The following is a 21,208-nucleotide window of genomic DNA, read 5'->3' on the forward strand; positions in this document are numbered from 1 at the left end:
ATCACGACCGACAGCTCGATGGAGAACATCATGAGAGCAGGCTTGATCACGCTTCTGACAGCCGGTGCCTTCCTCGGCTTGACCCCGGCCAATGCCGCAGAGGGATGCGGCGACGGTTGCCACAGGACCTCGCGAGGTGCCTGCGTGATCGACGGCTGGGGCACCGGCGCGCGGGTCAGGAACGAGTGCCCCGCCACCTCGCGCGCTCGCCCCCCGTGTGGCGGCGGTGGCTTCATCTGGCGGCGCGACCTCCAGGCCTGTTCGCAGACGACGAAGGATTGGCTCTAGCCCGCTGACGGCCAAGCCAGCGTCACGCCGGCACGATCACCTTGCCGATCGGCCACAGCGCGATGCCGGCAAGCTTGAGATGCGCCCAGGCGAAGGGGATGCCGATGATGGTCACCGCGAGCAGGATCGCGGTGATCACATGGCCGATCGCGAGCCACCAGCCGGCCAGGATGAACCAGATCAGATTGCCGATCACCCCGAGCGGTCCGGTGCCGATGTCGGACGTGCCGGTCACCTCATCTCGGCGCACCGCACGCGAGCCGAACGGCAGCAGCGTGTAGACCGCGATGTTGAAGGCGGCGCGCGCCCAGGGCAGCCCGATAATGGTCACAGCCATGATCACGGCGGCGACCAGCCAGCCGAACGCCATCCACGCGCCGCCGATCAGGATCCAGAGGATGTTCAGGAGGATAGACACAGGCTGCATGGCTGACACCTTCGCGCCGCTTGGGACTATTCTCTATATACGCCGCTGCCCGGCGCTGCGGTAGGTGTGGCCTAACCGCGCGCCTGCCGTGACGAGGCCGCGCTGTACGATCTCGGCATCGCTCTCTATCGCGACAAGAAGGTCAGCGACGCCGTCTACAGGGCCGCGCTGGAGAAGGAGCGCTGCCGCTGCAAAATCCGACGTCGTCATGGCCGGGCTTGTCCCGGCCATCCACGTCCTACTTCAGTTGGAGCCGAAGACGTGGATGCCCGGGTCAAGCCCGGGCCTGACGAATTTGCGAAAGAGGGAAACCTGCTACCGCCTAAAACCGCTGGCGCGCGAATAGGTCTGGCGGCCTTCCAGGGCCGGGCGCGCGGCCATGCTGGCGCGCGCTTCGCTGGCGACGGGCGTCGCCGGCTTCAAATCCTCGAGGAAGATCGGCTTGGCGAAGTAATAGCCCTGGGCGTAGCGGATCTTGGTCGCCGCCTGCAGATAGGTGAGCTCCTCGTAGGACTCGATGCCCTCGGCAATCACCGTCATGCCGAGCGCCTCGCTCAGCGATTCGATCGCGCGCAAAATGCCCTGGCTGCGCGGCCGCTGATGGATGTCGGTGATGAAGGAGCGGTCGATCTTGATCTCGTCGGCGGTGATGTCGGCGAGCGCCGACAGCGACGAATAGCCGATGCCGAAATCGTCGATCGAGATGCCGACGCCGATGCCGCGCAGGATCGGCAGGATCTGGTCCTGGAAGTGCGACCGGGTCACGAACGCGTCCTCGGTCACCTCGATCATGAAGCGCTTCGGGAAGCCGGTCTCATCGAGCGCGCGCGCGAACCGGCGCATGAATTCGAGGTTGGAGGCTTGCTTGGCGGCGACATTGATGCTGATCGTCGCCGTCGGGCCGAACGTGTCGTTGATCAGGTCGATCGACTTGACGATCTCCGCCAGCACCAGGAACGTCAGCTCGTCGATCAGGCCGAGTTCGACCGCGAGATCGATGAAGGTGCCCGGCGCCTGGATCACGCCCTCGTCGTCGCGCAGCCGCACCAGCGCCTCGATGCCCTTCACCTCCTGGGTGCGGATATCGACCTTGGCCTGGAACGCGCAGCAGAAGCGCTTTTCAAGGATCGCCAGCCGCAGCGACTGCTCGATCTTCATCCGCGCCAGCGCCTCGCGCTCCATGCTGTTGTCGAAGAACGCGGTCGAGCCCTTGCCGTTGTTCTTGACGCGGTACATCGCGATGTCGGCGTTCTGGCGCAGCGCCTCGTAGCTCCGGCCATGCATGGGATAGAGGCTGACGCCGATCGAGGTCGAGGCGAAGATCTCGGAGTCCTCGATGAAGAACGGCGCCTTCAGCCGCTCCTGCATGACCTGGATGAATTCGGCGACTTCGTCATTGCCGCTGATCGGGTTGAGCAGCAGCAGGAATTCGTCGCCGGAGATACGCGACAGGATATCGGTTTCGCGCAGCGCGTGGCCGAGCCGCTTCGACAGTTCGACGAGCAGCGCATCGCCGATCGCGTGGCCGTAATAGTCGTTGATGTGCTTGAAGTTGTCGACGTCGAGGAAGGCGAGCGCGAAATGGCTTTGCGAATCGTCGCGGATCAGGCCGCTGACGCGATGCTCGATCACCCGGCGGGTCGGCAGGCCGGTCAGCTCGTCGTAATAGGCCGAGCGGAACAGCTGGTCCTCGAACGCCTTCTGCTCGCTGATGTCGGTCGAGGTCGAGATCAGGAGATTGCGACCGGCGATCCGGACCGGCCGGTGCGAGGTCAGGAACACGTATTTGGACGCGCCGCAGGAGAGCACTTCCTCGAGCACCACCGGATGGCCGCTGCGCAGCAGGTCGAGGTTGGCGGCGTGGCGCTCGTCGACCGAGGACGGCTGGCTCGCGCTGGCCGCCAGCTGCAGCTGGCTCGCGGCTGCTTCATTCACCAAAATGAGCTCGCCCTGCTCGTCCTGAACGGTCACGCCCGCCGGCAGCAGTTGGAGAAGGTCGCGCAGGATCCGTAATTCATTGCTGGAAATATCGTCTTGGCCGGTCACTGCCGCGCCCGTCTGAAAATCGTGTCTGGTGAGACTATGCATGCGCCGACCTTGGCAAAGTCCGTTGTAGTTTTGGTTAAGCGGACCTGCGAAATGCCGTGACAGAATGAGACCGCGACGGCTTTCGCAAGCCGTCGCGGCAATCGTCATTAACAGAGTATCAATGTCGGCTGCGGCCGCTGGTGAAAGCGATTGCGGCGCGCGCGGTTGCACCAACACGTGCGGCTGTGCCGGAATGACGACTTATCAACAGCTCGGAAGCTTGCACTGCATGGTGCAGTGAACACCGGTCTTCAGGTAACTGATCTCGGTCTTGCCGTCGAACGGCCGCAGCGCCGACTTGAGCAGCTTGGTGCCGAAGCCGGCTTCGCCGATCGCCTCGACCACCGGTCCTTCGGTCTCGTCCCAGATCACGTTGAGACGTCCGTCATCGACCGTCCATGACACTTGTAAAAACCCGCGCGGCGATGAGAAGGCGCCGTATTTTCCGGCATTGGTTGCGAGCTCATGGAAGATCAGCGCCAGCGAGACGGCGAGCTTGGCGGGCAGGAATAGCTGCTCGCCATTGAGGTTGAACCGCACGTGGCCGTAGGGCCCGAGTTCCGAGCGCAGCAAATCCTTGATATCGCAGCCATAGCCATCGACCCGCGCGATCAGATCGTCGGTCGCCGAGAGCGCGCGGATGCGATGGTCGATGCGCTGCCAGACATCGGGCCGGTCCTGCAGCGCCTGATGCAGCACCGCATGAATGGTCGAGGACTTGTTCTTCAGCCGGTGCTGCAATTCGTCGACCACGACCTTGCGATACTGCTCTTCCTCGATCAGCCGCTTGGAAACTTCGCGCTGCTGCGCGACCAGGGAACGGTAGTGCTCCACGCCCCAGATCGCGATGCCGCACACAACCCAGAAGATCATCAGCAGCGCAAAGCGCGCCGGATCGGCATGCGCGCCGCTGAAATTGAGCACCACGCCGAGCAGGCCGCTCGCCAGCGCGGTCGCGATCCCGATCCGGAAACCGCCAAGGGCGGTGGCAAAGAACACCGCCGGGAAATAGGGCGTGAAGAACACGTCCGGCCGGATCTGGGCCAGCCCGAAGCGCGCGGCCGTGGCCAAAACGAGACAAAGCACCGCGAAGGCGACCGCAAGCCGCACCGACGGCTGGGCATCGCCCCGCCAACACGCCCTGAAATCATCGATCCATTTCGCCATTGCTCGTTCCAGTTCACGTGAACAGGCGACCCAAAATAAGGCCGCTGCGACCGAAAAACCGCAGTTGTGGCCTTCTGGCCACAGGCGGACCTTGCGGGCGTGGCAGCGTGCAAGTGCTTGTATTGGCGCCAGGAGCTGGGGAATATCCGCAACATCATAGGTAAGTTGAGGGACCGACATGGGACGGCTGGACGGCAAGGTCGCGGTGATCACAGGGGCGACCAGCGGCATCGGGCTGCGCACGGCCGAGATCTTTGTCGCGGAGGGCGCGAAGGTCGTGATCGCCGGGCGGCGCGCGCCGGAGGGCGAGGCACTGGCGCAACAGCTCGGCGAGGCTTGCGTGTTTCGTCAGACCGACGTCACGGTCGAGGAACAGATGCAGGCGCTGATCGCGCTTGCGGTCGAGAAGTTCGGCCGGATCGACTGCCTGTTCAACAATGCCGGCGGCCCGGCGCAGACCGGGGGCATCGAAGGCCTCGACGTCGAGCGGTTCGATGCCGCGATGGCGATGCTGGTGCGCAGCGTCATGCTCGGCATGAAGCATGCCGCGCCCTACATGCGCAAACAGGGTTCCGGCAGCATCATCAACAATGGCAGCATCGCCGGACGGCTCGCCGGCTTCTCCTCGTCGATGGTCTACGGCGCCGCGAAGGCCGCGGTCATCCATTTCACCAAATGCGTCGCGATGGAGCTCGGCGAGTCCGGCATCCGCGTCAACTCGATCTCGCCGGGTGCGATCGCCACCGGCATTTTCGGCAAGGCGCTCGGATTGTCGACGGAAGCGGCCGAGAAGACCGCAGCCGTGATGCGCGAGGTCTACAAGGCGGCACAGCCGATCCCGCGCGCCGGCCTGCCCGACGACATCGCACATGCCGCGGTGTTTCTGGCGAGCGACGAATCGAGCTTCATCAACGGCCATGACCTCGTGATCGACGGCGCCATCACCGGCGGCCGCAACTGGAGCCAGCAGCAGGCCGGCTACGTCGCGCTGCGCAAGGCGTCCGATCAAGGCGCAGGGTAGCAGCATCCGTCATTGCGAGCGACGCGATTTGTCCGCAGAAGCATTGGCGAAGGCCGGAGTAATCCATAGCGCGCGCTGCCGATTCCTTCAGGGCGAGGAAAATGCATGAAGCGCGTCTTGATCACGGGCATGTCTGGCACGGGGAAATCGTCCGCGATCGAAGAGTTGGTTGCGCGAGGTCATCAGGCTCACGACCTCGACACGCCCGAATGGTCTCACTCGCACGCAGCATGTGCGGGTGATGACGCCGCATTGTTTGGCGTCTTGAATCGCAAGCCATCCCCGCCGTCGTCCCGGCGCAGGCCGGGACCCATTACCCCGAATGGTGATTGTTGCCCAATGCTGGAACGACGAGTCCCGTTCACAACACCCGCTGCGGAGTATGGGTCCCGGCCTGCGCCGGGACGACGGCGGTGGATGTGGCGCGAGCTGGCGTTCTTTCTTCCTCCAGGAAGGATCGCAAATCACACCTTCTGCTTGGCCGCCGCCTTCGCAAGATCCGGCGCATTCACGGCGGGGATCGCGACGCGGCCGGGGCCGGTTTGTTGAAGGGCGGCGGCGGCCTTGTCGTTCTGCATGATCTTGGCCATGACAGCCTGGCCGGCACGTTCGAACACGGCGCGGTTGTCGATCAGGAACTGGCGCGACTTGCGCAGGCCGTCGATATAGCCGTTGATCTCGGGCACGACATAGCGCGCGACCATGTCCCAGCTGCGGCGGGTGTTTTCCGGATTCGCCCAGTCATGCGCGAAGCCGATGATCGAGCCGACACCGCCGGAGACATCGACCAGGTTCTTGATCATCTTGATCAGATCATCCGGCGTGCCGATGGTGGACGCGGCGCCTTCGACGAAGGCGGTCTTGTCGACGGCCTCGTCCGGCGAGGCGAACGCGGTCAGGCCCGGCCGCATCAGGGTGCCGACGTTATATTCGTTGTGCCAGCGCATCAGCCCGGCGCCGGCCTCGCGCCGCGCCTGCTCGCGCGTCTCGGCGATGTGCCAGGACAGCAGCACGCGCCAGTTGGCGCGGCTCACGGTGGTGCCGGCCTTCTTGGCGGCGTCCTCGGCGAACTGCCATTGCTGCGGCAGCGCCATCAGGCCCTGGGTCGACATCGAGCCGAGCGAGATGATGCCGATGCCGTATTTGCCGGCGAGCGTCATGCCCGACGGCGAGATCTGCGAGGCCACCACGAACGGCATGTCCTCCTGCAGCGGCAGGATCTGCAGCGCGGCGTCGTGCATCTCGAACCAGTCGGTCTTGGCGGTGACGCGCTCGCCGTTGAACAGGCGGCGGATCACCGCGATCGCCTCATCCTGGCGGTCGCGCTGGGTCATCGGGTCGATGCCGAGCGTATGGGCGTCGGAGGCGAGCGCACCGGGGCCGGAGCCGAAGATGGCGCGGCCACCGGTCATGTGGTCGAGCTGCACCATGCGCTGCGCGACGTTGAAGGGGTGGTGATAGGGCAGCGAGATCACGCCGGTGCCGAGCTTGATGCGCTTGGTGCGCTCGCCGGCGGCGGCCAGGAACATCTCCGGCGAGGCGATGGTCTCCCAGCCCGAGGAGTGGTGCTCGCCGCACCAGAATTCGTCGTAGCCGAGCGCGTCGAGCTGCTCGACGAAGTCGAGGTCGCGGCGGAATTGCAGCATCGGATGCTCGCCGATCGGGTGATGCGGGGCGAGGAAGGCTCCGAACTTGAGGCGCGCCATGGGTCGTTCTCTCCGGACTATTGTTATCGGGGGCTTTCCGCCAACCTACGGGGTGGCCCGGGGCAAGGCAATGCTCGGGGGTTGCGGCGGTCGCATGGTTGTTGCGCAAATCGGCGGCGATTGCCGCCGTCCGGAATGTTTCCCAGCGCGTCAACGCAAAATGGCAGCCGGGGCTCGAGCGTCTGTGATCCCGGGCTTACCTCGCAGGTAATCGAAGCGATGACCGGAATCTGCTGATGTCCGCCGTAACGTCATTTCGGGCAGGACAGGACATGCACCAGATCGTTTCGACGCGAGCGGACACATCCCGCCGCTGGTGGGTGCTGGCGATCGTGGTGTCGGCGCAATTCATGTTCGGTGTCGATGCCTTCATCGTCAACGTCGCGATCCCGACGATCGCGGCGGAGCTGCACGCGACGCCGGCGCAAATCGAGGCCGTGATCGCGATCTACCTGATCGCCTATGCCACGCTGGTGGTCACCGGCGGCCGGCTTGGCGACATCCATGGCACCCGGAACGTGTTCATCGCCGGCGTCGCCGGCTTCTCGGTGACCTCGCTGTGGTGCGGGCTTGCGCAGTCCGGGCCCGAGCTCATCGTCGCGCGGCTCGCGCAGGGCGCCACCGCGGCGCTGATGGTGCCGCAGGTGCTGGCGACCCTGCATCTGCTGTTCTCAGACGCCGCCCGCGCGCGGGCGTTCGGCATCTACGGCATCGTGCTGGGGCTCGCGGGCGCCGCCGGCTTCATGCTCGGCGGCGTGCTGGTGACGCTCGACCTCGCGGGGCTCGGCTGGCGCGCGGTGTTCTTCGTCAACGTGCCGTGCGGCGTCGTCATCATCGCGGCGGCGCTGAAGATCATGCCGACGGTGCCGCGCCGTGCCGGCACGCGGCTCGATATCCCGGGCGCGATCGTGCTGTTCGCGGGCCTGCTGTGCCTGATCGGTCCGCTGCTGTTCGGCCATGATCTCAACTGGACGGGATGGGTGTGGCTGGTGATGGCAGCGGGCATCGCTGTGATCGCGGCCTTCGTGCGGCTCGAGCGATCCGTCGCGCGCCGCGGCGGCATGCCGCTGATCGATCTGTCGCTGCTGTCGGATCGCGCCTTCATGGGCGGGCTGGTTGCGGTGTTTTTCTTCTTCTTCGCCAACCTGTCCTTCTATCTCATCATGACCATGTTCATGCAGAAGGGCTTGAAGATTCCGCCGCTTCAGGCCGGGCTGGTGTTCGTGCCGCTGGCGCTGACCTTCGTGATCGCCTCGCGTCATAGCGGCCTGCGCGCCAGGCATCGCGGCACGCTGGTGCTGATCGAGGGCTGTGCGCTGCAGATCGTCGGTCTCGCCGTGCTGGTCGCGACAATTGAGGCGGTCGCGGCACCGTCGGCACTGCTGCTCGCACTGCTGCTGATGATCTTCGGCTACGGCCAGGGGCTTGTGATGGCGCCATTGTCGAGCGCGGTGCTCGCGAGCGTGCAGCCCGCCAGCGCCGGTGCCGGCTCCGGCATGTACGGCACGACGACGCAGATCGGCAACGCGGCCGGCGTTGCCGCGATCGGCGCTGTCTTCTTCGCAATCGAGAGCACGATGTCAGCGCGTCTGGCGCTGATTGCGGCATGCGCATTGTTTGTGCTGTCGATCACCATTTCAGCCGCATTTCTGTCATGGATGCGCCGTGCGAGCGCATGAATCCGCACGCATGTGGTGCGTTCCTTTCGAAAAGTTCATGCTCAACAAGGTACTAAGGCAACCATTTCACCCAGCCCGCAGCGCGATCACGCATTAACGCCGATTCTCACAATTCCGCAGGGAAAGACAGCACACGGTCTTTTCATTTCGCAGTGCAGCAATTATCTGTTCGGGTGGCACAGAAGACTAAATCACCTCAGGAGTTGCTGTTGTCCCTGATCAACAACGTCGAATTTCTGCGTCATCTGCCGAAGATGAACGCGTTCAGCGGCCTTGGCGCACTCGCGCCGGCCGTGCCGACGCCGCTCGTCGAGACGACCGAATTCGGCGTCAACCCCGGCGATCTGAAAATGTTCTCGTTCGTGCCCGCGCAGCTGGCGCGGTCGCCCGCGCTCGTCGTGGTCTTGCATGGCTGCGGCCAGTCCGCCGCGTCCTACGATCTCGGCGCCGGCTGGTCGGCGCTTGCAGCGCATTACGGCTTCGCGCTGCTGATGCCGGAGCAGCAGGCTTCCAACAACGGCAACACCTGCTTCAACTGGTTCAATCCGCAAGACATCGCGCGCGGGCAGGGCGAGGCCGCGTCGATCAGGCAGATGATCGCGCATCTGGTCGGCACGCATGAGATCGACCCGCGTCGCATTTATGTGACGGGACTGTCCGCCGGCGGCGCGATGGCCTCGGTCATGCTCGCGACCCATCCGGATGTGTTCGCGGCCGGCGCCATCATCGCCGGCCTGCCGTTCGGCGTCGCCACCGATCTGCGCGAAGCGCTGCACGCGATGATGCATGGCAGCGCGCTGTCCGCGCCCGAGCTCGGCGGTCTCGTCCGCAACGCTTCGACGCATGGCGGCGCCTGGCCGAAGATTTCGGTATGGCACGGCAGCGCCGACCGCACCGTGCATCCGGGCAATGCCGATGCGATCGTGCGGCAGTGGCTCGACGTGCATGGCCTGCCCGTTGCGGCGATGTCGAAGGCCGATGTCGACGGTCATCCGCGCGAGGTCTGGTGGAACGCCGACGGCGAAACCCTGGTCGAGTCCTACACCATCGCCGACATGGCGCATGGCACGCCGCTCGGGCTTGCCGACAATGACGAGCGCTATGGCGTGGAGGGCGCGTTTCTGATCGAGGCCGGGATCTCTTCGTCGTATCACATCGCGAGCTTCTTCGGTCTGACCGACAAGGTTCGTCAGCCGCCTATCGCGCCGACCGGAATTCCGCGCGAGCGCGCCGACACGGTCTCGATGACGGTACCGGTGCCCGCGGCCGAGCCGGAGGTGGCATCCGGCCGCAACAGCGGCCGGCCGCGCAAGCGACGGAGCAAGGGTGTCGATGTCGGCGGCGTCATCACGCGGGCGCTCTCCGCCGCAGGGCTGATGAGTAAGGGCTGATGAAGTAGCTACATCTCACCGGTCAGGAACGGATTCGTCATCCGCTCCTGGCCGATGCTCGATCCCGCGCCGTGGCCGCAGATGAAGCCGACATCGTCGCCAAGCGGCAGCAGCTTGTCCTTGATCGACTGGATCAGCGTCGCATGACTGCCGCCGGGCAGGTCGGTGCGCCCGACCGAGCCGGCGAACAGCACGTCGCCGACATGGGCGAAGCGCAGCTCCTTGTTGAAGAACACCACGCTGCCCGGTGAGTGGCCGGGGCAGTGCAGGATGTCGAAGGTGAGGTCGCCGATCGAGACCTGATCGCCCTCATCGAGCCAGCGGTCCGGCCCGAAATTGCGCACCCCGGTCATGCCGAAGCGTTCGCCGCTCGAGACGACATTGTCGAGCAGATATTTGTCGGCGATATGCGGGCCCTCGATCTTGACCTGCAGCGCGTCGCGCAGTTCGGCGGCGCCGCCGACATGGTCGATATGGCCGTGGGTCAGCCAGATCTTCTCGACCGTCACGCCGGTCTGCTTGATCGCGGCCTGGATTTTCGCCACGTCGCCGCCGGGGTCGATCACCACGGCCTTCTTGGTGGGCTCGTGCCAGATGATGGTGCAGTTCTGCTCGAACAGCGTCACCGGCACGATGATCGCGCCGGCCTTTGGTTTGGTGTCGGTTGTCTCGTTCATGGCGGCACCATAGGCTTCCGGCAAACGCCGTCAACACGCACCGGGAAATGCGGCTGCCCCGGCGTGTGATCCCCAAACGGGCCGTGATAAGGTCTCCTCCAGCAGAACAAGTTCGCGAGCAGGCCGGTACGCGGCTGCTCTCGATCATGATTCAAGTCCTCGCAGTCCGGAACTTCATGACCCAGACTCTCAAATCACCGATCGGCGGACCCCGGACCACCGCGCGCGCCTTCTTCGTCGCGGACCGCATCAACACGTCGGGCCTCGAGCGCGGCGACGTGCTGGCCACGACGCCGCTGGCATTTCGCGTCAATGAAAACGGCGTGGCGATCCTGTTCCGCTACGGCGTCGTCGTCCTGATCGGCCTCAATGCGCTGGAGGAGGATGAATTCCTGCGCAGCCTGCAGTCGCGCATGACCGGCCTGTTCACGCGGCGCGAGGAGGAGATCGCAATCATCGAGCTCGCCGCCGAGAAGGAGGATCAGATTCCGCCGGGCGGCCCGATCTATCTGCAAGGCCTGTCGCCGGAGCGGCTGATCCTGGTCGGCGAGGCGTTGGCGAAAAGCGTGGTGCTGGCGCGGCACGAGCGCGAGGTCCGGGCGGTCTTCGACACGACCGAGCCGCTTGCACGCGAGCTCGCCAAGGGCGGTCGCGTCCATGGCGGCCGCGTTGCGATCCTCAAGCACATCGGCAACGCGCTGCTGGTGCGGCATCGCGTGGCCGGACCGGTCGAAGTGTCGGAGAAGCCCGATATCCTATGGGACAAGCCGCAGCTCGAGCGACTCTACGCCAGGCTCGAGGACGAGTATGAATTGAAGGAGCGTGCGGAATCGCTGAACCGCAAGCTCGCGGTCGTCGCCGAAACCGCGCAGGTGCTGACCGATATCATCGACACGAGCCGCTCGCTGCGGCTGGAGTTGATCATCGTCTTTCTGATCCTGTTCGAGGTGCTGATCACCATCTATCAGCTGGCGATGGCCCGGCACTAATGGGCCTTGCGATTAGCGTAGCCCGGATGCAGGGCAGCGAAATCCGGGAGTCCCGGCCAGTCGGTCAAGTTCGTCCCGGATTGCGCTTCGCTCCGGGCTACGGCGCCATTTTTCCGTCCCGAATTGTGCGTCATCCCTGAACCGATCGGCCGCCCCGGGCGCGGGGCCGCCTGGGCCGGGCTGCGAGCTTGGGGGGACCGGATGGATCAGGACAACAGGGACTGGTGGCGGCGCGGCATTTTCTATCAGGTCTATCCGCGCTCGTTTCAGGATAGCGACGGTGACGGCGTCGGCGATCTCAAGGGGATCATCAAGCGACTGCCCTATCTGACGCGGCTTGGCGTCGACGCGGTGTGGCTGTCGCCGATCTTCCCGTCGCCGATGGCCGATTTCGGCTACGATATCTCCGATTACACCGGCATCGATCCGTCGTTCGGGACGATGGAGGATTTCGACGCGTTGATCGCGGCCGCGCACGATTCCGGCCTCAAGCTGATCCTCGATCTGGTGCCGAACCACACATCCGACCAGCATCCCTGGTTCATCGAGGCGAAGAGCTCGCGCGACAACCCCAAACGCGACTGGTACATCTGGCGCGATCCGGCGCCGGACGGCGGCCCGCCCAACAACTGGCTGTCCGAGTTCGGCGGCAGCGCCTGGGCGTATGACGAGGCCTCGGGCCAATACTATTATCACGCCTTCCTCGCGCAGCAGCCCGATCTCAACTGGCGCAATCGCGAGGTCAGGGACGCGATCTACGACGTGATGCGCTTCTGGCTGCGCAAGGGCGTCGACGGCTTTCGCGTCGACGTGATCTGGCACCTGATCAAGGATGCCGAATTCCGCGATAACCCGACGAACCCGCATTATCGCGCGGACCGGCCGCCGCACGAGAAGCTGCTGACGCAATATTCGACCGATCAGCTCGAGGTGCACACCGTCATCACCGAGATGCGCGGCGTCACCGAAGAATTCGACAACCGCGTGCTGATCGGCGAGATCTATCTGCCGCTGCACCGGCTGGTTGCGTATTACGGCAACGATCTGCGCGGCGCGCAGATGCCGTTCAACTTCGCGCTGCTGTCGACATTGTGGAGCGCGCGAGCGGTCGAGATGATCATCGCCGATTACGAAAAGGCGCTGCCGCCTGGTGCGTGGCCAAACTGGGTGCTCGGCAATCACGACCGGCCGCGGGTGGCGAGCCGGGTGGGGCCGGCGCAGGCGCCGGTCGCCGCGATGCTGCTGCTGACGCTGCGCGGCACGCCGACGCTCTATTACGGCGACGAGATCGGCATGCGCCAGGTTGCGATTGCGCCGGATCAGGTGCGCGATCCCTTCGAGAAGAACGTGCCGGATATCGGCGTCGGCCGTGACGGCTGCCGCACGCCGATGCAATGGAGCGCCGAGCGCCATGCCGGCTTCTCGACGGCTCCGCCGTGGCTGCCGCTGGCGCAGGATTTTGCCAGCGACAATGTCGCAAGTCTCGAGGCGGAGCGGGCGTCGATCCTCAACCTCTACAAGGCGCTGATCGCGCTGCGGCGAAGGCTGCCGCAACTCGTCCATGGCAGCTATGAGCCGGTGGCGGCGCACGGTGATGTGCTGCTCTACCGGCGGCGCAACACTGAGGGCGTGGCCGTGATCGCGCTGAACTTCGGCGCGGTCGCCGCGTCGGTCTCCTCAAGCGCGATCGGCTTCAGCAATGAGGTCCTGCTGTCGACCTTGATGGACCGGCAGGGCGAGAAGGTCGAAGGCGTGCTCGATCTGCGCGCCAATGAGGGCGTGATCCTTGGGCCGCATCAGGACGATTGACGCCGGGTGCGGGGCTCCATGGTATCGATGTCGCTGCGCTTGAGCAGATAGTCGAGCCCACCGACCCGGTACCAGCGATAGCCGTAGGCCTCCATCAGAAGCTTGTGGCGACCGGCCTCGTCGGCGCGGCTGTGGTCCTCGGTCAGGAGGTTGACCAGGAGATTGCCGGCGTCGTCGGGCAGCCCGACGTTGAAGGAAATCTCGAGCGGCTTTTCCGCGAAATTGTGCACGAACAGCACCGAGTTGTTACGCCAGTCGTACCGGATGATCAGGATGGCGGGATTTCGGCTTGCGATAACCCTGAAATCTCCCCAGCCGACCTCGGGAACTTCCTTGCGCATCCGCACGATGCGCTCGGTCCAGTTCAGCATCGAATTGGGGTCGCGCCGTTGCTTGGCCGCGTTGACGTGCTCATAGCCATACGGTCCATTGTCGATGACGGGAACACATGGCCGATCGCTTTCGGTGAAGCCGGCGTGCGGCTCGGTCGACCATTGCATCGGCGTGCGCGCGCAACCGCGTTCGGGCAGGTCGAGATTGTCGCCCATGCCGAGTTCATCGCCGTAGCGGATCACGGGCGTGCCGGGAAGCGTGCACATCACGCTGTAAGCGAGTTCGATGCGTCGGCGGTCGCCGCCCAGCATGGGCGCAAGCCGTCGCCGGATGCCCCGGTCGTAGAGCTGCATGCTCTTGTCGGCACCGAATGCCTCGAACACCGTCTCGCGCTGCGGCTTCGACAGGCGGCCGAGGTCGAGTTCATCATGATTGCGCAGGAACAAGCCCCATTGTGCGGTCGCGGGCCGTGGCTTGGTCGCCGTCAGTGCCTTCGCCAACGGCTTCGTATCCGCCGACGCCAGCGCGTAGAACAGATGCTGATTGACGTGGAAGTTGAACATCATGTGCATTCGGTCGCCGTCACGCCCGAAGTATTCCATGTCCGTCTCGGGCAATACGTTGGCTTCGGCGAGGATGATCGCGTTGCCCTGGCGCCATTGCAGGAATTCCCGAAACGATCGCAGCATGTCGTACTGCTCGACCGGCTTGCGCCTGGAGGCGCCCTTGGTCGCGATCACGAAGGGCACGGCGTCCATGCGGAAGCCCGAGACGCCGAGCTGGATCCAGAACCCCATGATCTTGAGGATCTCGGCCTGTACATGCGGGTTCGATGTGTTGAGGTCCGGCTGGAAATCGTAGAAGCGATGGAAGTACCAGGCGCCGGCTTGCTTGTCGCGCGTCCAGGTCGATTTCTGAACGCCGGGAAATACCATGCCGGTATTGGCATTGGCGGGCTTCTTGTCCGACCAGACATACCAGTCGCGGTACGGCGAGTCCTTCGACCTGCGCGCCGATCGAAACCAGTCGTGCTGATCCGAGGTGTGATTGACGACGAGGTCGATGATGACGCGGATGCCGCGCTGCTGGCAGCCATGGGTAAATTCAACGAAATCGCCCAGCGTGCCGTAGCGCGGATCGACGTCGTAATAATCCGAGATGTCGTAGCCGTCGTCCCTGTTGGGCGAAGGCTGAAACGGCATCAGCCAGATCGCGGTGATGCCGAGCCCGTGCAAATAGTCCAGGCGCCGGAGCAGACCGCTGAAATCACCGATGCCATCGCCGTTGGCATCCATGTAGGTGCCAACCGACAGGCAGTAGATCACTCCGTTCTTGTACCAGAGGTCGTCGATCACCAGGCAATCCTCTCCAGTCCCACCCGTGGCGGCGGCCGGCAGGATAAGCGGTGAGGCGGCGACGGGTTCCTGCGGAGCGCCGTCCCGCAACGGAGCCGGACGACGCTCCGCGCCGGCTGACGCTGCCGCGCTCCATCGGTTGGAGCATGATCTCCACGGAAAACCGGCTTCCACTTTTCCGGATCATGCTCTCGTGGAATCGGCTAATCTTCGCTCAATGGACTCATCCGCCCGCCAGATCGCGCTTGTGCCCGCGCCCGACCGACGCCAGTCGGAGACCGCGCTTGCGATCGCGCGCGGCACGGCGAGGCTTCTGAGGTCGCTGGGATTTTCCTGCATCAGCGAATTGCCGCTGCCGTCCGGCCGAAGAGCCGATCTGGTCGCGCTGAACGAGCGCGGCGAGATCTGGATCGTCGAGATCAAATCGTCGGTCGAGGATCTGCGCGCCGACCAGAAATGGCAGGACTACCGGATGCATTGCGACCGGCTGTTCTTCGCCTTCACGCAGGATCTGCCGTGCGAGATCTTCCCGGTCGACACCGGCCTGATCATCGCCGACGCCTATGGCGCGCATCTGCACTGCGAGGCGCCGGAACATCGCCTGCCGGCGGCAACCCGCAAGGCGATGACGGTGCGTTTTGCCATGGCCGCGGCGCAGCGGATCAACCGCCTCGTCGATCCGCAGGGGCACGAGTTTTAGGACAGCTGGTTGTGATCCGTCATCCCCGCGCAAAGGCTTCGCCTTTGTCGCTGGAGGAGCCGCGAAGCGGCGTCTCGAAGGATGCACGGCCCGGCTGGTGGCCGTCGATCCTTCGAGGCTCGCCCAGCGGCGCAATTGCGCCGCATGGCTCGCGCCTCCAGCGACAAAGGCGAAGCCTTCGCGCGGGGATGACGGTGTGAAATCAAGTAGCCCGGATGGAGCGCAGCGCAATCCGGGTAAGTCTTGCTACGGGAGATCGAACGGAAATGGCCGGGCAATAACCCGGCCATCGCAAACCAAAATGAATCCTGCTTACCGCGGCGCGCGCTTGGCGAGGATGCGCTGCAAGGTGCGGCGGTGCATGTTGAGGCGGCGCGCGGTCTCCGAGACGTTGCGGTTGCACATCTCGTAGATGCGCTGGATGTGCTCCCAGCGCACGCGGTCCGCCGACATCGGATTGGCCGGCAGCTCGGACTTCTCGGTGCCGGTCGCGAGCAGCGCGGCGACGACGTCATCGGCGTCGGCGGGCTTCGAGAGATAATCGACGGCGCCCATCTTCACCGCGGTGACGGCGGTGGCGATGTTGCCGTAGCCGGTCAGCACGATCGCGCGCGCCTCGGGGCGCTTGCGCTTCAACGCCGAGACGACGTCGAGGCCGTTGCCGTCGCCGAGGCGGAGATCGACGACCGCGAAAGCGGGCGCGGCACGGCCGATCTCGGCGAGACCATCAGATACCGTGTCGCATGACTTCACCGCGAAACCCCGCGTCTCCATCGCGCGCGACAGGCGTTCCAGGAACGGCTTGTCGTCCTCGACGATGAGGAGCGAGCGGTCGGCATGGTCATTCAGTTCAGTGATGGCGTTCACGATCCATTTTTCCCTGTGGCAGACCCCTATTATATGGGGTTCTACTGCGGCGCTGCCAAGGCAGCCGAAAGTCGCGTGCTGGTCTGGAAAGAGCAATGCATCCGTAATGCCAGAGTTGCGATTAAGAATCGTTCTTAGGATTCGGTTTCGTCGCCAGGCGCGGCTTCCTCGAAGCGCTCGCGCGGCCAGACGATCTGCACCACGGCGCCGTGATCGGGGAAGGTGCGATTGGTAAACGACACCTTGGCGCCGGTGCGTTCCAGCAGCGTCCTTGCGATGAAAACGCCCAGACCGAGGCCCCCACGTGGGTTTTGGGCCTCATCCACACCGCGGCGGCGCGACAGATACGGCTCGCCGATCCGCTTCAGCATGTCGGGCGCGATGCCCGGACCGTCGTCGGAGACGACGACCTCAACGGTCTCGGCGTTCCACCACGCGTTCACCTCGACGGTCTGGTGCGCGAAATCGACCGCATTTTCGAGAATGTTTCCGACGCCATAAAGGATCGCCGGATTGCGCGCGGCGACTGGTTCAGGCGTTGCTGCGACAGCAAGCCGCACCTTGATGTTGATGCCGAAATCGCGATGCGGCGCCACCGCCTCCTCGATCAGGGTCGACAGCTTCATGGTGTCGAACGGCGCGCCGCTCGATGACAATTGCGCGATCTTGCTCAGGATGTCGCGGCAGCGCTGCGCCTGCTCGCGCAGGGTCTTGAGGTCGCCGGCGATCGCCGGGTCATGCACCGTCTTCTCGAGCTCGCGCGAGATCAGGAAGATCGTCGACAGCGGCGTGCCGAGCTCATGCGCGGCGGCGGCGGCGAGGCCGTCGAGCTGGGTCAGATGCTGCTCGCGCGTCAGCACCAGCTCGGTGGCGGCGAGCGCATCGGAGAGCTGGCGTGCTTCCTCGGTCACCTGGAATGCGTAAAGACTGGTGACACCGATCGCGAGCAGGATCGAAAGCCAGACGCCGATCAGATAGATCGGCGGCAGCACCAAGGGATCGTCGGCATCCCAGGGCAGCGGCAGATGGTAGAAGAACAGCGCCGAGGCGCAGGCGACCGCAAGGCAGCCGAGCGCGATCGTCAGCCGGATCGGCAGCACGGTGGCCGAGATCAGGACCGGCGCCAGGAACAGGAACGAGAACGGGTTCTGCAATCCGCCGGTGAAGTACAAGAGCCCGCCGAGCTCGACGATGTTGAACGCGAGCAGCGCCGCGGCATAGGCCGGCTCCAGCCGCTGCATCGGGTTGAAGGCGATCTGCAGCGCCAGGTTGAGCAGCGCCGAGAACGCCACGATGGTGACGCAGGGGACGATCGGAACGTCGAATTCCAGTCCCTGCGCCACGATGAAGATGGCGACGAGCTGGCCGAGCGCGGCGAGCCAGCGCAACCGCAGGATCGTATCCAGGCGGACATAGCGGCGGGGTTGGCGGAAATCGGAAGCGACGTCGGTCATCCCTGGACCTTAGCTGCGCCGTGGGCGGCGCACAAATTCGCGACCTAGCGCAACGCTGCAGGGCAAGCCTTTTAATCACCGCCAAGCCTTGAATTACCGCCAAGCCTTGCGCTTATTGTCGCAATGGCTCAATGACGGCCACATGCAACAGATCGGGACAGGTCAGGCGCAAACGCCGGCGGTCGATCAGGGCGGATCGGCCGCGATCGACGTTGCGCATCTCGTCAAGGTCTACAAGACCACCCGCGCGGTCGACGATATCTCGTTCCGCATCGCGCGCGGCAGCATCACCGGCCTGCTCGGCGGCAATGGTGCCGGCAAGACCACGACGATCGCGATGATCATGGGCCTGGTGCTGCCGACCTCGGGCAGTGTCGAGGTGCTCGGTGCACGAATCCCCGAGCAGCGCTACGATGTGCTCGGCCGGATGAACTTCGAAAGCCCCTATGTCGACATGCCGATGCGGCTCACGGTGCGGCAGAATCTGACCATTTTCGGCCGTCTCTATGCCGTGCAGCATTTGCGTGAGCGGATCGACCAGCTCGCCGACGATCTCGATCTCAAGGAATTCCTCGACCGCTCCAACGGCAAGCTCTCCGCCGGGCAGAAGACCCGCGTCGCGCTGGCGAAGGCGCTGATCAACGAGCCCGATCTCTTGCTGCTCGACGAGCCGACCGCCTCGCTCGACCCGGATACCGCCGACTGGGTGCGGCAGCATCTCGAGACCTACCGCAAGACCCATAACGCGACCATCCTGCTGGCGTCACACAACATGCTGGAGGTCGAGCGCCTCTGCGACCGCGTCATCATCATGAAGCGCGGCAAGATCGAGGACGACGACAGCCCCGAGCGGATCATGGCTCGCTACAACCGCGACACGCTGGAAGAGGTGTTTCTCGACGTGGCACGCGGCCGGGTGCGGGAGGGCGCGCCAGAGGGCACACCATGAGTGAACTCGTCAGCCAGCACCAGCGCGGGATTTCACTGCAACGCATCAACGCGATGGTGCTGCGCTATTGGTATCTGCTGATGTCGTCATGGCCGCGGCTTTTGGAGCTGGTCTACTGGCCGGCCTTGCAGATCATCACCTGGGGCTTCCTGCAGAATTACATCTCGCAGGCATCCGGCTTCTTCGCCAAGGCGGGCGGCACGCTGATCGGCGCCGTGATCCTGTGGGACATCCTGTTCCGGGGGCAGCTCGGCTTCTCGATCTCGTTCCTGGAGGAGATGTGGGCGCGCAACCTCGGCAACCTGATGATGAGCCCGCTCAAGCCGATCGAATTCCTGCTTTCGCTGATGATCATGAGCCTGATCCGGCTCGCCATCGGCGTGATCCCGATGACGCTGCTGGCGCTGTTCTTCTTCGGCTTCAACTTCTACGCCATCGGGCTGCCGCTGATCGCGTTCTTCTGCAATCTGATCTTCACGAGCTGGTCGGTCGGCGTGTTCGCCTCGGGCCTCGTGCTGCGCAACGGGTTAGGGGCGGAAAGCATCGTCTGGACGCTGATGTTCGCGGTGATGCCGCTCGCCTGCATCTACTATCCGGTCGAGGTGCTGCCGGCCTGGCTGCAAGCTGTCGCCTGGACACTGCCGCCGACCTATGTGTTCGAAGGCATGCGCTCGCTGCTGATCGATCACGTCTTCCGCGCCGACCTGATGGTATGGGCGCTGGTCATCAACGCGATCCTGTTCGCTGCCTCTTTTGCGACCTTTCTTGCCCTTTTGCAGAGCGCCAAGCGCAACGGCTCGCTGCTCAGCAGTGGTGAATAAATGTCACTTTCTCGTGGATTCTCGGTGCATTAGCCCGATATCGACCCCACATTCGGCTAGCGGCGCATTGACGCATTGTTGCGCAGCGGTCAGTATGCTGCGGCGCAGAATTAGGGGTCTGAGAGAACATTATGCCCATCGGTGAATTTGGTGCACCGCCACTGGCGGCGGAAGGCAGCCCGGCACTTACGACGCCGCTCTACTGGATGTACGAGATGGCACATGCGTCACTCAACCCGGCGCGCGCGGTGACCGACGCCACCAAGATCCTGTTTCAGAACCCGCTCAATCCGTGGACGCACACCGAGTTCGGCAAATCGGTCGCGGCCGGCTGCGAGCTGTTCGAGCGCACCACGCGCCGCTACGGCAAGCCGGATTGGAACCTGCCCACTACCGAGGTCAACGGGCTGCGCACGCCGGTCGAGGTCCGCTCGATCTGGGAAAAGCCGTTCTGCCGCCTGCTGCACTTTGATCGCAAGTTCACGCGTCCGCTGCGCGCGCCGCAGCCGCGGGTGCTGATCGTCGCGCCGATGTCGGGCCACTATGCGACGCTGCTGCGCGGTACCGTTGAGGCGTTCCTGCCGACGCACGAAGTCTACATCACCGACTGGGCCGATGCGCGCATGGTGCCGCTTGCGGAGGGCCGGTTCGATCTCGACGACTATGTCGATTACGTGATCGAGATGCTGCATGCGCTCGGCGGCAACATGCACGTCATCGCGGTGTGCCAGCCTTCGGTGCCGGTCCTTGCGGCCGTCTCCGTCATGGAAGCGAACCACGACCCGTTCGTGCCGCTGTCGATGACGCTGATGGGCGGGCCGATCGACACGCGGCGCAATCCGACTGCGGTCAACAACCTTGCCGAACAGCGCGGCATCGAATGGTTCCGCAGCCATGTCATCACCAAGGTGCCGTTCCCGCATCCGGGCGTGATGCGCGACGTCTATCCGGGCTTCCTGCAGCTCAACGGCTTCATCAGCATGAACCTGGATCGGCACATGGACGCGCACAAGGCGCTGTTCGCCCATCTGGTGAAGGGTGACGGCGATCTCGCCGACAAGCACCGTGAATTCTATGACGAATATCTCGCCGTGATGGACCTCACCGCGGAGTATTATCTGCAGACCGTCGACCTCGTCTTCGTCAAGCACGCGCTGCCCAAGGGCGAGATGACCCATCGCGGCAAGCCGGTCGATCCGTCGAAGATCCGCCGCGTTGCGCTGATGACGGTCGAGGGCGAGAAGGACGATATCTCCGGTCTCGGTCAGACCGAGGCAACGCATGCGCTTTGCACTGCTATCCCGAACCATCGCCGCGTGCACTACGTGCAGAAGGGCGTCGGGCACTATGGTGTGTTCAACGGCTCGCGTTTCCGCTCCGAAATCGTGCCGCGGATCTCCGATTTCATGGTTTCGGCGGCCAATACGCGGCTTTCGCTGGTCGCTGCAGCCGAATAGGTATCGCCCCGGCCGCGATTTTCGCGGTCG

The 21,208-nt window shown here is 64.4% G+C and carries 18 protein-coding genes; 10 read left to right on the forward strand and 8 right to left on the reverse strand.

Annotated features, from left to right (window positions below; translation table 11 throughout):
* The first annotated feature begins 30 nt into the window (after positions 1–30).
* On the forward strand, positions 31–288 hold the full coding sequence (locus JEY66_RS01395; protein ID WP_240536778.1) for a GCG_CRPN prefix-to-repeats domain-containing protein: 258 nt from the start codon (positions 31–33) through the stop codon (positions 286–288).
* A 22-nt stretch (positions 289–310) separates the two neighbouring features.
* Here the strand turns inward: JEY66_RS01395 and JEY66_RS01400 are convergent, their stop codons facing one another.
* From JEY66_RS01400 to JEY66_RS01410, 3 genes are all read right to left on the reverse strand, one after another.
* Complete coding sequence (locus tag JEY66_RS01400; protein ID WP_016843571.1) at positions 311–715, reverse strand: YccF domain-containing protein; 405 nt, start codon at positions 713–715, stop codon at positions 311–313.
* Between the two features lie 315 nt (positions 716–1,030).
* Positions 1,031–2,761 (reverse strand): putative bifunctional diguanylate cyclase/phosphodiesterase, encoded by a 1,731-nt coding sequence (locus JEY66_RS01405; RefSeq protein WP_018269226.1) that lies wholly within the window; start codon positions 2,759–2,761, stop codon positions 1,031–1,033.
* 246 nt (positions 2,762–3,007) lie between these two features.
* Positions 3,008–3,970, reverse strand: a complete 963-nt coding sequence (locus tag JEY66_RS01410; RefSeq protein ID WP_018269225.1) for a sensor histidine kinase — start codon at positions 3,968–3,970, stop codon at positions 3,008–3,010.
* 178 nt (positions 3,971–4,148) lie between these two features.
* Here JEY66_RS01410 and JEY66_RS01415 point away from each other — a divergent pair, with 178 nt between their 5' ends.
* On the forward strand, positions 4,149–4,991 hold the full coding sequence (locus JEY66_RS01415; protein ID WP_016840034.1) for an SDR family NAD(P)-dependent oxidoreductase: 843 nt from the start codon (positions 4,149–4,151) through the stop codon (positions 4,989–4,991).
* Between the two features lie 464 nt (positions 4,992–5,455).
* On the opposite strand, the gene JEY66_RS01420 is transcribed toward JEY66_RS01415, so the two are convergent.
* Positions 5,456–6,697, reverse strand: a complete 1,242-nt coding sequence (locus JEY66_RS01420; RefSeq protein ID WP_018269224.1) for an LLM class flavin-dependent oxidoreductase — start codon at positions 6,695–6,697, stop codon at positions 5,456–5,458.
* Positions 6,698–6,969: 272 nt separating this feature from the next.
* Between JEY66_RS01420 and JEY66_RS01425 the strand changes: the two genes are divergently transcribed.
* Positions 6,970–8,376, forward strand: a complete 1,407-nt coding sequence (locus JEY66_RS01425) for an MFS transporter (RefSeq protein WP_016845504.1) — start codon at positions 6,970–6,972, stop codon at positions 8,374–8,376.
* 209 nt (positions 8,377–8,585) lie between these two features.
* The gene (locus tag JEY66_RS01430; protein ID WP_026192008.1) at positions 8,586–9,767 is read left to right on the forward strand and encodes an extracellular catalytic domain type 1 short-chain-length polyhydroxyalkanoate depolymerase; all 1,182 of its coding nucleotides are present in this window, start codon (positions 8,586–8,588) and stop codon (positions 9,765–9,767) included.
* Positions 9,768–9,775: 8 nt separating this feature from the next.
* Here the strand turns inward: JEY66_RS01430 and JEY66_RS01435 are convergent, their stop codons facing one another.
* A complete protein-coding gene (locus JEY66_RS01435) occupies positions 9,776–10,444 on the reverse strand; it encodes an MBL fold metallo-hydrolase (RefSeq protein WP_026192007.1) in 669 nt (222 codons plus the stop codon).
* Positions 10,445–10,620: 176 nt separating this feature from the next.
* On the opposite strand from JEY66_RS01435, the gene JEY66_RS01440 reads away from it, so the two are divergent.
* Both JEY66_RS01440 and JEY66_RS01445 read left to right on the forward strand, forming a co-directional pair.
* The gene (locus JEY66_RS01440) at positions 10,621–11,433 is read left to right on the forward strand and encodes an RMD1 family protein (RefSeq protein WP_016845507.1); all 813 of its coding nucleotides are present in this window, start codon (positions 10,621–10,623) and stop codon (positions 11,431–11,433) included.
* A 201-nt stretch (positions 11,434–11,634) separates the two neighbouring features.
* On the forward strand, positions 11,635–13,242 hold the full coding sequence (locus JEY66_RS01445) for an alpha-amylase family glycosyl hydrolase (protein WP_018269223.1): 1,608 nt from the start codon (positions 11,635–11,637) through the stop codon (positions 13,240–13,242).
* Here the strand turns inward: JEY66_RS01445 and JEY66_RS01450 are convergent.
* On the reverse strand, positions 13,230–14,930 hold the full coding sequence (locus JEY66_RS01450) for an alpha-amylase family protein (RefSeq protein WP_016845512.1): 1,701 nt from the start codon (positions 14,928–14,930) through the stop codon (positions 13,230–13,232). The genes JEY66_RS01445 and JEY66_RS01450 overlap by 13 nt on opposite strands.
* Positions 14,931–15,147: 217 nt before the next feature.
* Here JEY66_RS01450 and JEY66_RS01455 point away from each other — a divergent pair, with 217 nt between their 5' ends.
* Entirely contained in the window at positions 15,148–15,630 is a 483-nt protein-coding gene (locus JEY66_RS01455) for an MmcB family DNA repair protein (protein WP_016845513.1), read from the forward strand.
* A 312-nt stretch (positions 15,631–15,942) separates the two neighbouring features.
* Here the strand turns inward: JEY66_RS01455 and JEY66_RS01460 are convergent, their stop codons facing one another.
* Both JEY66_RS01460 and JEY66_RS01465 read right to left on the reverse strand, forming a co-directional pair.
* The gene (locus tag JEY66_RS01460; protein ID WP_016845514.1) at positions 15,943–16,497 is read right to left on the reverse strand and encodes an ActR/PrrA/RegA family redox response regulator transcription factor; all 555 of its coding nucleotides are present in this window, start codon (positions 16,495–16,497) and stop codon (positions 15,943–15,945) included.
* A gap of 134 nt (positions 16,498–16,631) precedes the next feature.
* The gene (locus JEY66_RS01465; RefSeq protein WP_016845515.1) at positions 16,632–17,951 is read right to left on the reverse strand and encodes an ActS/PrrB/RegB family redox-sensitive histidine kinase; all 1,320 of its coding nucleotides are present in this window, start codon (positions 17,949–17,951) and stop codon (positions 16,632–16,634) included.
* A 142-nt stretch (positions 17,952–18,093) separates the two neighbouring features.
* Between JEY66_RS01465 and JEY66_RS01470 the strand changes: the two genes are divergently transcribed.
* The 3 genes from JEY66_RS01470 (at position 18,094) to JEY66_RS01480 (ending at position 21,178) form a co-directional block, all read left to right on the forward strand.
* Positions 18,094–18,900, forward strand: a complete 807-nt coding sequence (locus JEY66_RS01470) for an ABC transporter ATP-binding protein (protein WP_016845516.1) — start codon at positions 18,094–18,096, stop codon at positions 18,898–18,900.
* On the forward strand, positions 18,897–19,721 hold the full coding sequence (locus JEY66_RS01475; protein WP_026192006.1) for an ABC transporter permease: 825 nt from the start codon (positions 18,897–18,899) through the stop codon (positions 19,719–19,721). The genes JEY66_RS01470 and JEY66_RS01475 overlap by 4 nt, the downstream gene beginning before the upstream one ends.
* A gap of 131 nt (positions 19,722–19,852) precedes the next feature.
* The gene (locus JEY66_RS01480; protein ID WP_016845518.1) at positions 19,853–21,178 is read left to right on the forward strand and encodes a polyhydroxyalkanoate depolymerase; all 1,326 of its coding nucleotides are present in this window, start codon (positions 19,853–19,855) and stop codon (positions 21,176–21,178) included.
* Positions 21,179–21,208: the final 30 nt, after the last annotated feature.

Origin of the sequence: Bradyrhizobium elkanii USDA 76 (genome assembly GCF_023278185.1) — a bacterium.
GTDB lineage: Bacteria > Pseudomonadota > Alphaproteobacteria > Rhizobiales > Xanthobacteraceae > Bradyrhizobium > Bradyrhizobium elkanii.

Bases quoted from the DNA above. Each gene is read 5' to 3' on its own strand.
- JEY66_RS01480 (WP_016845518.1), top strand. From the start codon at position 19,853: ATGCCCATCGGTGAATTTGGTGCACCGCCACTGGCGGCGGAAGGCAGC.
- JEY66_RS01415 (WP_016840034.1), top strand. From the start codon at position 4,149: ATGGGACGGCTGGACGGCAAGGTCGCGGTGATCACAGGGGCGACCAGC.
- JEY66_RS01470 (WP_016845516.1), top strand. From the start codon at position 18,094: ATGCAACAGATCGGGACAGGTCAGGCGCAAACGCCGGCGGTCGATCAG.
- JEY66_RS01410 (WP_018269225.1), bottom strand. From the start codon at position 3,970: ATGGCGAAATGGATCGATGATTTCAGGGCGTGTTGGCGGGGCGATGCC.
- JEY66_RS01400 (WP_016843571.1), bottom strand. From the start codon at position 715: ATGCAGCCTGTGTCTATCCTCCTGAACATCCTCTGGATCCTGATCGGC.
- JEY66_RS01420 (WP_018269224.1), bottom strand. From the start codon at position 6,697: ATGGCGCGCCTCAAGTTCGGAGCCTTCCTCGCCCCGCATCACCCGATC.
- JEY66_RS01475 (WP_026192006.1), top strand. From the start codon at position 18,897: ATGAGTGAACTCGTCAGCCAGCACCAGCGCGGGATTTCACTGCAACGC.
- JEY66_RS01425 (WP_016845504.1), top strand. From the start codon at position 6,970: ATGCACCAGATCGTTTCGACGCGAGCGGACACATCCCGCCGCTGGTGG.
- JEY66_RS01440 (WP_016845507.1), top strand. From the start codon at position 10,621: ATGACCCAGACTCTCAAATCACCGATCGGCGGACCCCGGACCACCGCG.
- JEY66_RS01435 (WP_026192007.1), bottom strand. From the start codon at position 10,444: ATGAACGAGACAACCGACACCAAACCAAAGGCCGGCGCGATCATCGTG.
- JEY66_RS01465 (WP_016845515.1), bottom strand. From the start codon at position 17,951: ATGACCGACGTCGCTTCCGATTTCCGCCAACCCCGCCGCTATGTCCGC.
- JEY66_RS01455 (WP_016845513.1), top strand. From the start codon at position 15,148: ATGGACTCATCCGCCCGCCAGATCGCGCTTGTGCCCGCGCCCGACCGA.
- JEY66_RS01445 (WP_018269223.1), top strand. From the start codon at position 11,635: ATGGATCAGGACAACAGGGACTGGTGGCGGCGCGGCATTTTCTATCAG.
- JEY66_RS01395 (WP_240536778.1), top strand. From the start codon at position 31: ATGAGAGCAGGCTTGATCACGCTTCTGACAGCCGGTGCCTTCCTCGGC.